Below are 16,170 nucleotides of genomic sequence, written 5' to 3'. Positions count from 1 at the left end.
TAGCTATCGTGTTCTCGTCTCTCACTAAAGCCACCATGGTTGAGTAAAATCCACGTTTTCCGGCGCAATTTCATATTGAAATGGAGGTGTGAAAACATCCCAGAATGATTCTTTCAATGCCTCGTCCATTATCTGTAATTGACCATTTTCACGATAGCGAGTGAGCAGCGCATTGTATGCATCAATTGGCATTTGCGGATTAGATTGAAGGAATATTACCCGTCCGCCAAACTCTTCAAACATGGCTTTTTCGGTTTGGTATTGCATAACCTGTTTTCGCGCAATTTCTTCGATAGACTTGCCGTCGGTTTCCTTAGACACTTGGTTGGCGAACTTTTCACTAAACTTGCTTACAAGTGCCTCGTTAAGTTCAATCCCTTTTTTGTCAGCAAAATCATCTAAGATCAGTTCATAGATTTTCGTCGACGCATTTACACGAATAATATAATCGAGCATTTCGCTAAAGTTTTCTTTAGCCTGTTCCTTTATCTCTTTTTGCTCTTTCTCATTGGGCAATACGTCTGCGCGAGTAACCTTGGTTTCTAACACTACAGCCAATACGTTGTCATCAGCCTCATTCAAAGGCTGAGATGCTGGCTGGGGGGCAGCGTTGACAGACTGCGTGGTAAGAACTAAAAGTGCCGTGATAAACAATACTCGCAAGAAAACGGTAATTTGCATTGAGCTCTCCGTGGAAAATGTCTTTGATACGGTGAGTAAAGCATTAAAGTCTATTGCGACGCAATATTTGCTACTGCTGATTAAGCAGTCATCAGGGTAAGCATCAAGAGGGTAAGCGGCTACGCATTACTTGATTGGCAGCTTGAAGATAAAACGGTTGAGGTATGAAAGGTGAGTTTTGAATTAAGGTGTAGAAAGAAAAACGGCGGTCTAATGACCGCCGTTTTTGAATTCTTAGATAGCTTGCACGTTAGCAGCTTGAAGACCTTTTTGACCTTCTTCAACTTCAAATTCTACTCGCTGACCTTCTGGAAGCGTTTTGTAACCGTCAGAGATAATTGCACGGAAATGAACGAAAACGTCCTTGCCGCCATTATCTTGTGTTAGAAAACCGTAACCTTTATCAGCGTTGAACCACTTAACTGTGCCTGTAACTTTAGACATGTCGTATAGACCTCAAATATCATATTAAATTGCGCATAAGCGCGTGTAACTTAGTTCTTTAAAGTCTTTAAATTGGCGGAGTATTGGGTCTTACTTACGAATGGACAAACAACTTACAACAAATTACAGGGTAACTCGAGCGGTTTAACATATAGCAAATAATACAAAATCGCGTCTATTTAAAGACATTGGCTAAGAGCCAAGACCACTATAACACTCTTCGGGACGATTACTATACAAATTAATCACTAAACAGCGGATTTCATAAATGTTTCACCCCAACGTAACAAAAGTTACAGCCCTTTCCGCCACGCCATAAACCAACAAATTGTGCCTATCAGGCCCGTTAATGCTGGGAAATACCACGATAAATCATAAACTGGAAGGATTAGCGATGTGAGCATAAAAGTCGCTCCAACCACACTTAAATGAGTGGTCTGAGTTGTCTTTTTCTGCTCTTGAATCAGCGCTAAGTGGGCTCTTTGTTGCTGTAAGGGCAAGCGCTTCATCTGCTGTAAACTGTCATAAAGCAGGTCTGGCATTTCAGGCAGCTTTTCCGACCAGAACGGCAAGTTATCTTTTACTTTCCCCATCATCGCGGTAAAGCCAATTTGTTCTTTCATCCAGTTTTCTAGAAATGGCTTGGCGGTTTTCCACAAATCTAGCTGCGGGTAAAGCTGTCGCCCTAACCCTTCTATGTAAAGCAGTGTTTTTTGCAAAAGAACAAGCTGAGGCTGCACGACCATATTAAAGCGGCGCGCAGTATTAAAGAGCTGTAATAGCACATTACCGAAAGAAATTTCGGCGAGGGGCTTTTGAAAAATAGGCTCGCACACCGTACGGATCGCCATTTCAAATTCATCGATATTGGTATCTTGTGGCACCCAACCAGAGTCTGCGTGAAGCTGGGCTACTTTGCGGTAGTCGCGGTTAAAAAACGCGATAAAATTTTCCGCCAAGTAACGTTTATCTTCACGGTTAAGGGTGCCCACTATGCCAAAATCGATAGCAATATATTTGGGGTTTTCAGGATGCTCTGTGGATACAAAGATATTGCCAGGATGCATATCAGCATGGAAAAAACTGTCGCGGAAAACCTGCGTAAAAAACACTTCTACACCGCGTTCTGCCAGTTTCTTCATGTTGGTATTCTGGGTAAGCAGTGCATCGATATTTGAAATAGGTAAGCCGTAAATACGCTCCATTATGAGCACGTTACTTCGGCAATAGTCGCTGTATATCTTCGGTACATACAGCGCATCAGAACCTTCAAAATTGCGTCCAAGTTGAATACCATTTGCCGACTCTCGCAACAGATCGAGCTCATCAACAATGGTTTTGCGGTACTCAACAACCACTTCAACCGGGCGCAAACGTTTGCCGTCGGGCAGCCAACGCTGTAGCACATTCGCCAAACTAAATAGTAGTTCCATATCAGCGACGATGGTGTCGCGAATGTCCGGTCGCAATACCTTAACAACAACATCTTCATTGTTGTATTTTAGCTTCGCTGCGTGAACTTGAGCTATAGACGCTGAAGCGAGCGGTGTTTTTTCAAATTCACTGAATAAGTCACTTAAATCGTCAAGGCCTAACGCTTGTTTAATAATGTCTTGTGCAGCATCTGATGAGAATGGCGGGACTTTATCTTGTAAGCGTGCAAGTTCATTCGCAATGGCAGGAGGAAGCAAGTCACGGCGAGTAGACATCATTTGGCCGAACTTGATAAAAACTGGCCCAAGGCTCTGAAGTGCAAGAGTGATGCGCTCACCGGCAGATTTTCCCTTGTGCTTATTTCGTACCCAGAAAATGGTATGTCGCATCGCTCGCGCATACCAGGGTAACCACTTTGGCGGGATCAATTCGTCTAAGCCGTGTTCTAACAATACCTTGTTAATACGGTAAAACCTAACAATACGCATCTATAAGCCTGTTTTAAAAAACGTTCTTTAACTTTTCTTCTAATTTACGCAACCGCGCCTCTGCACTTTCTGTTCTATCACGAAGCACATTGACTTCATCACTAAAATGCATAACCGCAAGCTTATGAGCAGCAAGCTGTTTTTCTTCTACTAGGGCGTTACCTACCACTTGCCCTATCCATGTCACTGCTCTGGTCGCTTTTTCATGCACTGCCGTTACTGTGTTAACTGCTTGGTGGGCAATGACATCGTTTGTCTTTTGCGCCAATAATTCTTCAACGTCGATATCGAGCTCTTGAAAAAGCGCGCTAACTTGTTGGGCTACGTTTAACTCCCCTTCTAATATCAACGCTTTTTGTTGAATAAGACGAGTTAGCTGGCTGGTTTCTTTCAGTTCGGGCAGCGTTTGGAGGGACGTTTTAATGCAGCAGTCTTTCGACCCTAAAGACGCAACGGTCTCCTCAAAGGTGCCTTGCTCGGTGAGTACGTCTATGCGGTCGGAAAATGACAGTGTTATGCCATAGGGCAGCGGCGAGACGAATGCCGTAAGCCTAGCACCACGAAGAGGCTTCAGCCTTGATTCGCTATCTTCATCTAATGAAAGCAGCTTATTTATAACCGATTCAGCAGCTGCTGCAACAAGCGCAGAGGTAGGCATTAAAACTTGTAACCTCTGTGTAGCGCAACTATGCCACCGGTTAGATTTTGATAATCACACTGCTCAAAACCTGCTTGCTCAAACATGCCTTTTAGCGTCTCTTGATCAGGATGCATGCGAATACTCTCAGCGAGATACTGATAGCTTTCTGCATCATTGGCTACAAGCTGCCCCATTTTGGGCAAAATATGAAACGAATACATGTCATAAAGCTTGCTGAGTTGTTCGGTAGTTGGTTTTGAAAACTCAAGCACTAACAATCGACCGCCCGGCTTAAGCACACGATAAATCGAATTAAGCGCGTTCTGCTTTTCCGTTACGTTGCGCAGGCCAAATGCCATGGTTACAACGTCAAAATGATTGTCGGGAAACGGCAGTGCTTCTGCATCTGCTTGTACATAGTCAATATTGCTGACCAAGCCACGATCGCGCAGTTTATCGCGACCTACCTTGAGCATAGATAAGTTAATATCGGCAAGGGTAACCAGTCCCGTTGGACCAACTAAACGAGAAAACTTGGCAGTCAGGTCGCCAGTACCACCCGCAATGTCCAACACATTGTTGCCTGCACGTACACCGCTACAATCAATAGTAAAGCGTTTCCACAGGCGGTGGACTCCCATTGACATTAGGTCGTTCATTACGTCGTACTTCGCCGCTACCGAATCAAAAACATTAGCCACCAAAGACGCTTTCTGGCCTTTATCAACCTGTTTAAAACCAAAGTGTGTGGTTTGCCCGGTTGCATTGTCTGTTGCGGAGTCTACTTGCGTAGCGGAAGTCTGATTGTCGCTCATGACAGTCCTGTAATGTGAATATTTTTATTAATGCCGAAGTGTATAGGATTGTGTTGCCAAGCAAAAGCTTTATGCCCGAGTTGTATGTCAAGCCTCATGCGTGAAATTCGACTTAAACGGGCCTGTTGTTGGTCCCCCAACTGAAAGCGACGATCGCGCTGAGCTCTTGAAGAGAACGCCCGCTTTCCTTATGCCACTGTGCGAAAGCCGCGTTTGCTGCGGCTAGTGATTTTTTGGACGTTAGCCCACCGTCAACAATATCGTGTTTTCGCAAATAGTCTTCGACATCCCGAGAAAACAAAAAAGTATCGATACCCAGTGCGCGAAGCATGTAAGGCCCAGTATTCCCGCCTAAGCGCGCGCCGCGTTTTTTCAAAAAATCCCACAACTCTGTGATATTTTCTTTTTCAAAGCTTGTAACAAACTTGCCAAAACATCCGTATTCAAGCGCCACGTCTTTAATCATCATGGCGTTGTCGCGAATTGTTGTGACCTTCTTATAGTTTCTCACAATTCTCTTATCTGATGCTTTTTGCTCCAGCATTTCATCAGGCATCAACAGCACTTTGTCCACATCAAAACCAAAGAAAACGGTTTCGAAATCTGGCCATTTTTGCTCAATGACTCGCCACACAAAGCCAGACTTGAAAACTTGCTTTGTCATCGCGGCCAAAAAACGATGGTCAGGGATCGCCTCTATGTTTGCGCGAGAAAGCGGCGCTTGAAGCATAGCTTCAAGCACCCTTTCTCCGCCTTTGCGTTCACAGGCTCGGCGGTAGATAGTTTGAAAAGACTCTGCCATTTACGCTTAGCCCTTTATACCACTATGGCGAAGAAGCGCATCTACCTTAGGCTCTCGTCCTCTGAAGGCTACAAACAAGTCCATTGGCGACTTACTACCGCCCATCTCAAGAATATTTTCTAAGAAGGCTTTGCCTGTCTCGCGATTAAAAATACCGTCTTCCTCAAACTTGCTATAGGCATCTGCTGAAAGCACTTCTGCCCACTTATAGCTGTAGTATCCCGCCGCATAGCCGCCAGCAAAAATATGCCCAAAGCTATTTTGGAAGCGGTTAAATGAAGGTGGAATAGAGACAGCAACTTCTTTACGCACGCTATCAAGCGTACCTTGAACGTCGACATTACTGCCTTTCTCACTGTGCAACAGAAAATCAAATAAGCTAAATTCAAGCTGACGCACCATTTGCATCGCTGACTGATAGTCTCTTGCCGCCAGCATACGTTCTAGTAAATCAGCCGGCAGTGGCTCTCCGGTTTCATAATGTCCTGAAATGAAGTTGAGTGCATCCTCTTCCCAGCACCAGTTTTCCAGGAACTGACTAGGTAATTCTACCGCATCCCAAGGAACACCATTGATACCCGATACACCTGCCACACGCATCTTTGTCAGCATGTGGTGGATACCATGGCCGAATTCGTGGAATAAAGTGACGACTTCATCATGGGTAAACAATGCGGGTTTATTACCTACTGGCGCATTGAAGTTACAGGTAAGGTAAGCCACTGGAAGCTGCAGTTCACCATCTAACTTCTCTCGGCGAACGCGGCATTCGTCCATCCAAGCTCCGCCACGTTTTTTCGCTCGTGCGTACAAATCGAGATAAAAACTACCGCGCATTACGTCGGCATCGTCTGTAATGGTGAAATAGCGAACGTCTTTGTGCCAAGTATCAATACCCGGTTGTTCAATAATTGTTAAGCCATAAAGACGATGTACCACCTCAAACAAGCCTGATAATACTTTGTCTTCAGGGAAATAGGGACGCAACATTTCGTCAGAAATGGTGTACTTTTCCTGCTTCAGTTTTTCACTGTAATACGGCAAGTCCCACGCGCTGAGTTCGGTCACACCATGTTTGTCTCTGGCATAAGCCTTTACGTCTTCTAATTCACGCTCAGCTTGAGGTTTTGACTTCGCAGCCAAATCGCGCAAGAAGCCGATAACTTGGTCAGTAGATTCAGCCATTTTGGTTGCAAGAGAGCGCTGGGCATAGCTATCAAAACCCAAAAGCTCAGCGAGCTCAGTTCGAAGCATCAGAGTTTCTTTGATAATTTCAGTGTTATCCCATTTACCTGCGTTCGGGCCTTGCTCTGAAGCCTTTGTAGAATAGGCGCGATACATCTCTTCGCGTAACTCGCGGTTATCAGCGTAAAGCATAACCGGGAGATAAGAGGGAATATCTAAGGTAAATAGCCATCCCTGAAGATCTTTTTGATGCGCTGCCTGAGCAGCGGCTTCTAGGGCTGATTCTGGCATACCAGCGAGCTCGGCTTCATCAGTCACATGCTTTGTCCACCCCATCGTGGCATCCATGACGTTATTTGAAAATGTTGACGAAAGCTCACTTAGCTTTGCCTGGATATCTGCAAAACGTTTCTTTTGATCTTCGGGAAGTGCGACACCGGAAAGGGTGAAATCACGAACGGCATTCTCAATGACTTTCTGCTGTTCTTCGGTTAGCGTATCAAACTCGTCCGATGCTTTAAGCTCAGAGTAGGCATTGAATAGCCCTTCATGCTGGCCAACCCAAGTTCCGTATTCGGAGAGAAGCGGCAGGCAGGCATCGTGAGCCTCACGAAGTGCATCACTACTTACCACACTGTTCATATGCGACACCGGTGAGAACATCTTGCTCAAACGGTCGTCCACTTCCTCTAATCGCAGCACCAAATTTTTATAAGAGTAATCCTTCGACGCCACAACGTCTTCTATCTCGCTTTTACATGCCTCAATAGCTTTTTCAATGGCAGGTTTAATAGACTCAGGCTCTATAGCAGAAAAAATAGGTAGGCCGTCGACCTTCTCAATTGCAGGGGTTGTCATAGTCTCTTCACTCTTAGTACTTTGATAGCATAATGATGGGGCTTCACGAAGTAAAAGCAAGCCATTGCTTAACCTGTTGTTGACCTACTTAGGTTCTACTTCTATTGTTAAGTGAAGGATCAGGCCTCGTCCTACACGCCGTACGACATGTTTTTAAATACAAGGCTGTCGCAAATGTCACATATCATCCTTTTGTCTACTTTGTCTCACACTACTTCTCATACTATAATTTTGGCCAATAAACCAACAAGGCAATAATATGAAAACGTTGACATCTGGTGAGATAGCGTCTTTTTGCGACGTCAATCTCCGCACAGTGATACGGTGGATAGAAAGCGGTAAGCTCAAGGGTTTCAAGCTTCCTGGGCGCGGCAACAATCGCGTGCTGGTTGAAGACTTTATAGAATTCTTGGAGCGTCATGAAATGCCAATCCCTGATGCCTTGAAAGGAATCGCCTCGTCGTCAATTCTTATCGTTGATGACGAAATGCCTGTCGCAAAATCTATTCAGCGCGTTGCTAGGCGGGCAGGCTTCGACTCACATATTGCGACCGGTGGGTTCCAGGCAGGAATAATGCTGAGCCAGTATGAACCCAAAGTCATGACGCTTGATTTGAGCATGCCCGGTATGGACGGTTACAGCGTTATCGAATTCACTCGCGACCAGAGTAAATTCAGAGATTTAAAAATCGTCGTCATTTCAGCTTTAGATGATTCCAGCCTAGAACGCGCCTTAGATATCGGGGCAGATGCAACGCTTCAAAAACCATTTTCTAATCATGATTTAACTGTCGTACTTGAACAGTTTATGTCGATTTGATTTTTCTACAGGGAGTGAATATGGGTTTGTTTGTCCGGTACTTCGTTTTAGCTGCTTCCCTTACTTTTGGCGCATATTCCGTAAGTGCAGACCCTATCACCTTCGGTGTTGTGCCTCAGCAGTCAGCAAAGAAAATGGCAGAGAAGTGGCAGCCATTAATAGATTATATAAGCAATTTCACTGGACTTGATGTTCAATTCAAGACAGCCAAAGACATCCCTACGTTTGAATCTGAGTTAGCGCAAGGGAAGTATGATCTCGCCTATATGAACCCATACCATTTTGTGGTTTTTAATGCATCGGTAGGCTACCGTTCACTGGTGCATCAAAAAGACAAAAGACTAAGCGGCTTAGTTGTTGTACATAAAGACAGCCCGATTGAATCCGTCAATGATTTGGCTGGCTCTGAGATTGCTTTTCCGGCACCTGCGGCCTTTGCTGCATCCATTATTACGAGCGCTCACCTTCGCAACAATGACATACCGTTCATCCCCCGCTATGTGAATTCACACGATTCAGTTTATCTCGCTGTACAGCGTAATTTTTTTAGCGCGGGGGGTGGCATTCTGCGTACGTTTGATGCATTGCCAGCGGACATTAAAAAGGATTTACGCATCCTTTGGACAAGTGAGGGTTATACCCCTCACCCCATTGCAACCCATCCGAATATGGCAGAAGCCGACAGACAAGCTATTCTTAATTCATTAATAGCAGTATCTAACGACACTAGTAAATCGTGGCTTTTAAAGAATATCGGTTTAAGTGGCTTTACCGCATCTGATGACAGCGAGTGGGATGATGTAAGGTCACTTGGAATCGCATCCCTTTCTAGACCTCACCTTTGAGTAGATTGAGCATGAAGATTTCTTTACGTACAAAAACAATAGCAGGGGTTGCATCCATTGCAGCTTTATTGCTGTTGGTGCTGCTCATTACGGTGTTTCAACTGCTGAATGATCTTGTTGATAGCAGCGTAAAAAAATCAGCCGATACAACGGCTTCACTGTTTGTCTCAACCACCAAAAATGCGTTTTTAAGCTACGACTTGGCATCCCTCGATGCCGATGTGTCAGAAATCCTCACGAATCCCAACGTCTCCTACGTCAAAGTTAAAGATAAAGACGGCAACGTATTCGTAGAGAAAGGGAATCAAGAAGCGCTCGCTCGTGAATTTAGTCCAGATAATTCCGTGTCTGAATCCAACGACGGAGTTTATGATACACGAGCGCCTATCATGGTAAGCGATACGCTCTATGGATACGTAGAGATTGGGTTGAACATAGCCTCCGTTACCGAGTCAGTGTCTCGGATAAAGAGCTGGACAGTGACACTGGCGCTCTTAGAGTTTCTCTTGGTTGGCCTTTGTTCATACTTGCTGGGTTCATTTCTCATGTCACAACTGCACCAATTACACGAGGGTGCCAAGCATTTGGGCGATGCAGTCAAAAATAATGATTACAGAGAGGTCTTCGTACCTGTTCGCGGTAAAGACGAATTAAGTGAACTGGCTGAAGCTTTTAATCAGTTGGTTGAGCGCTTAAAAGAGGAAAACGAGCAAAGACAGCGCGCTCAAGATGAATTAAAAGAGCTGAACACATTACTTGAAGAAAAAGTGCAAGATAGAACCTCTCTTTTGAATCAGAAAAACTATCAATTGCAAGAAGCCAATAAAGACCTTAAAGAAACGCAAGTTCAGCTGCTACAAGCAGAAAAAATGGCATCGGTAGGTCAGTTGGCAGCTGGCGTTGCCCACGAAATTAACAATCCCGTTGGCTTCGTTGGCAGTAACATCGCAACCTTAAGTGAATATGTTGCTACTTATCAAATGATTTTTTCACAAATAAACGTTGCACTTAAAGCCAAGGAAGATAAGGCGAGAGACGCTGCGCTCAAGGAGCTAGAAAACATGTTAGCTAATCAGGATATGGCGTTTATCAATGAGGATATAACAGAACTATTGGCTGACTCGCAAGAAGGCCTTCATCGTGTTGCTGAGATTGTGAAAGGACTTAAGTTGTTCTCCCGTGTTGATAGCGACCAAATGCAGCAGCACAATATCAACGACTGCGTTCGTACCACATTGGCTATGGTAAATAACCAATTAAAATATATCTGTACTGTGGAGACGCATTTAGGCAAGGTACCTGATGTATTGATGAACGTGGGTAAAATTTCACAAGTTATTACGAATTTATTGATCAATGCGGGTCAGGCAATCGAGGCAACTGGCAAAAACGGCAGAATTATAATTACCACGTGTAAGCTGAACGACTTCATTGAACTGCGCGTAGAAGATACGGGGTGTGGTATTCCTGCCAGTCATCTCGATAAGCTTTTTAACCCGTTTTTCACGACAAAACCTGAAGGACAAGGCACAGGTCTTGGCCTTTCAATTTCATTCGGAATTGCTCAAGAGCACGGTGGTTCCCTCTCAGCAACGAGCATTGAAGGAAAAAGCAGTACGTTCGTTCTTACGCTTCCTATTAACTCAGAGGCGTCAGAAAATCACGCTGAGGGAGAACACGAATAATGGACGCGGCCTCGGTGATTTCATGCTTTATAACAAGTAACAGCTACAGTGTCGTGCATAAGGATTATTATTTATGACAGAGCCTAACGCAAAAGCGACAACCTACACGGTGCTATTTGTCGACGACGAACCCAATATTCTTCGTGCGATAAAACGCGCGCTTTTCACTATGGACATTACCCTGCTTCTCGCTGATAGCGGAGCAAAAGCGTTAGAGCTTATGAGTCAAAACGAAGTTCACGTGGTAATTTCTGACATGAAAATGCCGCAGATGTCTGGCGCAGAACTTTTAGAGCAAGTGGCAACTAACTATCCAGATACTTTCAGAGTTGTGCTCACCGGGTACGCAGACATCGAGTCAACTATCAAGGCGGTTAACCAAGGTAAAATCCACCGCTATTTGCAAAAGCCATGGGATAATCAGGAATTAATTGCGGTAGTTGAAGAAGGGCTGGAAAGAGTAAAATTAAAAACAGAAAATCTACGCCTGCAGAAACTCACCCGACTACAGAATAAAAAACTCCGTGATGTTAACGCATCCCTAGAGCAGGTTGTTCAAAAGCGCACCCGCCAAATAAAAGCCGCGTTGAATAAAATTGAGAAGCACAATATTGCAATGGAGCAGGTGCTTTTTAATGTTATCAGTATCAACCCCAACATAGATGGTAAGTTTGCTATTGAAGTGAGTGAACTAGCCGCAAAAATTGCGCGCATCGCTCGCTTTGATAAAGACGATATAAAGCACGTTCGCTATGCGGGTTTGATCTGTGAAATCGGGCTTTTAGGGTTAGAAACCGAAGATTTTAAAGCGCCATTTTCAAAGCTCAAATATCAACAGCAACAAAATTATTTATCGCAAACTAAACAAGCCGCGCTGATCCTGGCGCCAGCCCATGAACTTAACCAAGTATCAGATATCATTGAGTTCCAGTTTGAGCACTACAATGGCTCAGGTCTTTACAATAAAGTCGCCAAAGAAATTCCGGCAGGGGCTCGTATACTTGCTATTGCGCGCGACTATTGGCGACTTGTGACCGGTCGAATGAGCGGCATTGAGATGAGCCCTCGCGATGCGAAACTAGAGATGAAAAAACACCGAAACACGCGTTATGATGGAGAGTTTCTGGACCTTCTCTTAGAGGCTGAGGACGTGACTACGTCTAAACTGCTCTCAACGTCGTTGAAAGCGTCACAGCTTAAAGCCGGTATGATATTGGCTCAAAACCTTTATAACGACAGCCACATTCTTATACTTCCTGAAGGTCACGTGTTAAGTGACGCCACCATACAGAAACTCGTGCACTTTGAAGTAGAGCGAGGCAAAGCTTTTAGTATTCAAATAGAACCAGAAAACCTTTCTGAAACTATAAATAGCTAGAACAACATCTAGGGCGCTTATGCAGAGCGGGGTAAACACGTAAAGCATGTTTATCTCGTTCAACCTTTTATTTCGCTACTTCTATCCCCATTGATAAACTAGTTGAAATACCTTGAAGCGAGTTCTGGTCTCTAGAATACTCTTCTAGGTGAAACGCAGCAGCGTCAACTTTGCTTTGCGAGCGAACCGTAATAATGATGAATAACGTTTATCGGTCTGCGCTCGCCTAACCGACAGAAAAGGCTTTTTGTATGACACATTTTGATTATATTTGTATTGGTGGTGGTAGCGGCGGTATAGCGTCTGCTAATCGCGCGGCGAAACACGGCAAGAAAGCCGCCATCATTGAAGCAAAAGATATCGGTGGCACCTGCGTAAACGTAGGGTGCGTGCCTAAAAAAGCCATGTGGTACGGTGCTCAGGTTGCTGAGGCTATTCATCGCTATGCGCCGGAATACGGGTTCGACTTGTCGGTAAATCACTTTAGCTGGGACAGCCTTATTGCTAGCCGCCAAGCCTATATTGAGCGCATTCATGCCTCTTACGACCGTGTGCTTACTGCAAATGATGTCACCTTAATTCGTGGTTTCGCCAAGTTTATCGATAACAACACCGTGGAAGTCAACGGTGAAAAGTATACGGCTGATCATATAACGATTGCCGTTGGCGGCCGCCCTATTATTCCAGATATAGAAGGTGCTGAGTACGGTATTGATTCAGATGGATTCTTTGCATTAAAAGAGCAGCCTAAGCGGGCGGTAGTGGTTGGCGCAGGCTATATTGGTGTTGAACTGGCCGGCGTACTTCACGCTCTTGGCACAGAGTCACACCTTGTCGTTCGCAAGCACGCTCCATTAAGAAATTTCGACCCTATTATTCATGAAACCTTGGTGGATATGATCCACGCCGAAGGCTGCAAACTGCACACTCACGCCAGCGTTGAGAAGGTGGAAAAGGCCGACGATGGTGAGCTTTCAATACACCTAACCAATGGTGAAGAGCTAAAAGCTGACTGCCTTATTTGGGCCATTGGCCGCAAACCCTCAACTGATAAAATTGATATTGAGAATACCGACGTTGAATTAAACGATAACGGTACGGTGAAAGTGGATAAATATCAAAATACCACTGCGAAAAATGTTTACGCTGTCGGTGATATTACCGGTGAAGCAGAACTTACTCCGGTGGCAGTGAAAGCAGGTCGCTTGCTGAGCGAGCGCTTGTTTAACGGTCAAAAAGACGCGCACATGGATTATTCGCTTATTCCTACTGTCGTGTTTAGTCATCCTCCCATTGGCACCATTGGCTTAACTGAGCCAGAAGCCATTGAAGAATACGGCGAGGACAGTATTAAAGTGTACACGTCTAGCTTTGCGTCGATGTACACCGCTGTCACCCGCCATCGCCAAATGACCAAAATGAAGCTTGTGTGTGCAGGTGAAGACGAGAAAGTAGTAGGCCTTCACGGCATTGGTCACGGCATGGATGAAATTCTGCAAGGTTTTGCTGTTGCCATTAAAATGGGCGCAACAAAGGCTGACTTTGACGCGTGTGTCGCTATTCACCCTACCAGTGCTGAAGAGTTTGTTACTATGACATAACGGTGTGCCATTCACTGATTAACTTGATGTAGATGAGTTCTTTTTGCGGACTTCTGAAAGGTTAGTCACAAGCAAGGTTACTGGTAAAAGCACAATGAGGAGAAGGTTTACTCCTTGAAAATTTTCTCACAAAAGCCGGCATTTCCTCACATGTAAATGCCGGTTTTTTTATGAGCTCAGCTTACTTTTTCTAGTATCACCGGCACGCCATTTAGCACTGCATTTCCTGATAGTTCATCCACCTGCAGGTCGTCAGTGAGAATGTTGGTGTTAACCCCCGGGTGCTGACTTGCTACAGACAACTTGATACCTTTCTTGTTGTGCCCCCAGCCGTGAGGAATAGACACTACGCCGGGCATCATCGCGTCCGTAATTTCAGCCTCAATAGTGAGCTGACCTACCCGCGATTTCACGTTTACCTCGTCACCATCTCCAATGCCGTATTTCGCGCCATCATCTGGGTGCAGCTGTAGCGTACATCGATTGTTTCCTTTCACCATGCGCGGACTGTTATGCAGCCACGAGTTATTAGTTTTAATATGCCTACGACCTATCAAAACCATTGATTGAGATTGGTTCTCTCTTTCAAAGAAATGGGTGTTTACCCTGTTTAAATCCGCCATGAAATAATCAAAATCCAAGTGAACCTTCTTATCCTCATGGAACAATGCGTGGGGCAAAGACGGTTGAAGTGGCCCTAAGTCAATACCGTGGGGATGTGCTTTTAGCGTTTCGATAGACAGCCCCTCTGCTGGAATAACGGTTGAGGTTTCATTTGAGTGAGTATCCGCGTCCTTGTATTTATTTGCGTTTCGTCCATAAAGCCCAGCTTTCAATAAATCATCAACCACACCTTTAGGTTGCTTTTCCCAAAGTGCGGCATAGTGAGCCGTGCTTTTTCCATTTAACGCGTCTAGCCGCTCGGCTAAAGACAGATAGATTTGCCAATCGGTCAGCTGGTCTTTGTCAATGTCCACAACAGCTTCAGAGTACTTAGCAAAATTTCGCACTGCAAAGTTGTGAAAAACAATGTCGTAATGGTCGCGTTCTAGCGCGGTTACCGGAGGCAAAATAACATCCGCATGACGAGAGGTTTCGGTAATGTAGAAATCTACCGCAACCATAAAGTCGAGCTGAGCAAATGCTTTATCAAGCTGCTCTGCATTGGGTGTAGTAACCACTGGGTTGCCCGCTCCGATCACCATGGCTTTAATTTGCCCTTCTCCCGGGGTTAAAATTTCCTCGGCTAAACACGCTACCGGATACTCACCAGCAAACGCCGGAAGCCCTCTTACGCGAGAGGTAAATCCGCCCATGCTGCCCTTGCCTGATACCGGTAGTACGTCAGCGGCTGGCTGGGTAAACATCATGCCACCTCGCTTATCTAGGTTTCCAGTGAGCATGTTAAACAGCATGATAAGGTACTGAGTGAGCGTTCCAAACGCCTGTACGCTAGCCCCCATTCTGCCATAACAAACTGCTGACTCAGCGTGACAGAAGTCCAAAACAAGCTGAGTGACTTGTGAAGCCGAAATACCGATAAACTCGCTGACCTTTTGTGGTGAATAATCGCGAACGTAGTTTTCAACCTCTTTGATGTCTTCGGCATAAGGTAAAATTGCATCCACTCTGTGTAGCTGTTTTTCAAACAGCACGTGCAGCATTGCCAGTAACAGCAACACGTCGCTTCCGGGGCGAATGAAGTGATGCTCACAGCTGATATCGGCGGTTTCGCTGCGTTTGGGGTCAATAACGACCACTTTACCACCGCGTTTTTGAATGGCTTTCAAACGCTTTTTCACGTTTGGCACTGTCATAATACTGCCATTAGAGGCCAGCGGATTGCCGCCAATGATCATAAAATGTTGTGTGTTATCGATGTCAGGAATGGGGATTTGAGAAATATGACCAAAAAGTCGTCGACTAACAATGTGATGTGGCAACTGGTCAACGGATGTAGCGGAATATCGGTTGTGCGACTTAAGAGCACGATAGAAATATGGACCGAACAATATAGAACCCATATTGTGCGCATTAGGATTGCCTAAATACACACCTACCGCATTATTCCCGTGTGCCTGCTGGATGTGGTGTAAGTTGTTTGCAATCAAATCAAAGGCTTCATCCCACGTAATTTCTTCCCACGTATCGTCAACTCTCTTCACAGGACGTTTTAGACGGTCGGGATCATCGTACAAATCTTTAAGGGCACTCGCTTTAGGGCAAATATGCCCCTGGCTAAATGGGTTATCTTTGTCCCCTTTAATTGACAGTATTTGTTGGCCTTTTGTCGCTACCTCAATACCACACATTGCCTCACAAAGCGTACAAGTAGAATAATGCAATTGTTGTTCAGCGTTGCTCACGGTAATTCCTACACAATTCATTGTTAATAACTTGTTAGAAATTAGCGGTTCTTGCTGTAATAGACAAGCATCACTGAAAGTGATGATGAGTGGAAGCTTGTGATAACCCCGCGAACGGAAGTCTCGTT

Annotated in this window: 13 protein-coding genes; 5 read left to right on the top strand and 8 right to left on the bottom strand. The window is 45.0% G+C overall.

Annotated features, from left to right (window positions below; translation table 11 throughout):
- Positions 1-24 precede the first annotated feature (24 nt).
- The 7 genes from GVO63_RS11955 to prlC all read right to left on the bottom strand — a co-directional run bounded on the left by GVO63_RS11955 (position 25) and on the right by prlC (position 7,347).
- Positions 25-681 carry a hypothetical protein gene (locus GVO63_RS11955; protein WP_159580110.1) on the bottom strand — a complete coding sequence of 219 codons (657 nt, stop codon included), beginning with the start codon at positions 679-681 and terminating at the stop codon, positions 25-27.
- Between the two features lie 234 nt (positions 682-915).
- On the bottom strand, positions 916-1,125 hold the full coding sequence (locus tag GVO63_RS11950; RefSeq protein WP_012519905.1) for a cold-shock protein: 210 nt from the start codon (positions 1,123-1,125) through the stop codon (positions 916-918).
- 293 nt (positions 1,126-1,418) lie between these two features.
- Positions 1,419-3,047, bottom strand: coding sequence for a ubiquinone biosynthesis regulatory protein kinase UbiB (ubiB, locus tag GVO63_RS11945; protein ID WP_159580108.1), 1,629 nt, complete (start codon positions 3,045-3,047; stop codon positions 1,419-1,421).
- Positions 3,048-3,060: 13 nt separating this feature from the next.
- Positions 3,061-3,705, bottom strand: a complete 645-nt coding sequence (locus tag GVO63_RS11940; protein ID WP_159580106.1) for an SCP2 domain-containing protein — start codon at positions 3,703-3,705, stop codon at positions 3,061-3,063.
- Positions 3,705-4,502: a bifunctional demethylmenaquinone methyltransferase/2-methoxy-6-polyprenyl-1,4-benzoquinol methylase UbiE gene (ubiE, locus tag GVO63_RS11935; protein WP_159580104.1), complete on the bottom strand. Its 798-nt coding sequence runs from the start codon at positions 4,500-4,502 to the stop codon at positions 3,705-3,707. Before ubiE ends, GVO63_RS11940 begins: the two co-directional genes overlap by 1 nt.
- Positions 4,503-4,614: 112 nt before the next feature.
- The gene (locus GVO63_RS11930) at positions 4,615-5,304 is read right to left on the bottom strand and encodes a DNA-3-methyladenine glycosylase I (protein ID WP_159492933.1); all 690 of its coding nucleotides are present in this window, start codon (positions 5,302-5,304) and stop codon (positions 4,615-4,617) included.
- A gap of 6 nt (positions 5,305-5,310) precedes the next feature.
- Complete coding sequence (prlC, locus tag GVO63_RS11925) at positions 5,311-7,347, bottom strand: oligopeptidase A (protein ID WP_159580102.1); 2,037 nt, start codon at positions 7,345-7,347, stop codon at positions 5,311-5,313.
- 259 nt (positions 7,348-7,606) lie between these two features.
- Between prlC and GVO63_RS11920 the strand changes: the two genes are divergently transcribed.
- The 5 genes from GVO63_RS11920 (at position 7,607) to gorA (ending at position 13,676) form a co-directional block, all read left to right on the top strand.
- Entirely contained in the window at positions 7,607-8,167 is a 561-nt protein-coding gene (locus GVO63_RS11920) for a response regulator (RefSeq protein ID WP_159492931.1), read from the top strand.
- Between the two features lie 20 nt (positions 8,168-8,187).
- Positions 8,188-9,012: a phosphate/phosphite/phosphonate ABC transporter substrate-binding protein gene (locus GVO63_RS11915; protein ID WP_159580100.1), complete on the top strand. Its 825-nt coding sequence runs from the start codon at positions 8,188-8,190 to the stop codon at positions 9,010-9,012.
- Between the two features lie 11 nt (positions 9,013-9,023).
- Positions 9,024-10,697, top strand: coding sequence for an ATP-binding protein (locus GVO63_RS11910; protein WP_159580098.1), 1,674 nt, complete (start codon positions 9,024-9,026; stop codon positions 10,695-10,697).
- A gap of 73 nt (positions 10,698-10,770) precedes the next feature.
- Positions 10,771-12,075 carry a response regulator gene (locus GVO63_RS11905; protein WP_159580096.1) on the top strand — a complete coding sequence of 435 codons (1,305 nt, stop codon included), beginning with the start codon at positions 10,771-10,773 and terminating at the stop codon, positions 12,073-12,075.
- A 251-nt stretch (positions 12,076-12,326) separates the two neighbouring features.
- A complete protein-coding gene (gene gorA / locus GVO63_RS11900) occupies positions 12,327-13,676 on the top strand; it encodes a glutathione-disulfide reductase (protein WP_159580094.1) in 1,350 nt (449 codons plus the stop codon).
- A 176-nt stretch (positions 13,677-13,852) separates the two neighbouring features.
- Here gorA and GVO63_RS11895 read toward each other — a convergent pair whose 3' ends face one another.
- The gene (locus GVO63_RS11895) at positions 13,853-16,042 is read right to left on the bottom strand and encodes a molybdopterin oxidoreductase family protein (RefSeq protein ID WP_201281910.1); all 2,190 of its coding nucleotides are present in this window, start codon (positions 16,040-16,042) and stop codon (positions 13,853-13,855) included.
- Positions 16,043-16,170 lie beyond the last annotated feature (128 nt).

This window comes from Alteromonas sp. KUL106 (genome assembly GCF_009811415.1).
In the GTDB taxonomy this organism is placed as follows: domain Bacteria; phylum Pseudomonadota; class Gammaproteobacteria; order Enterobacterales; family Alteromonadaceae; genus Alteromonas.
Note: the sequence above shows the minus strand (reverse complement) of the source record. Positions and strands in the feature narration are given on the sequence as shown.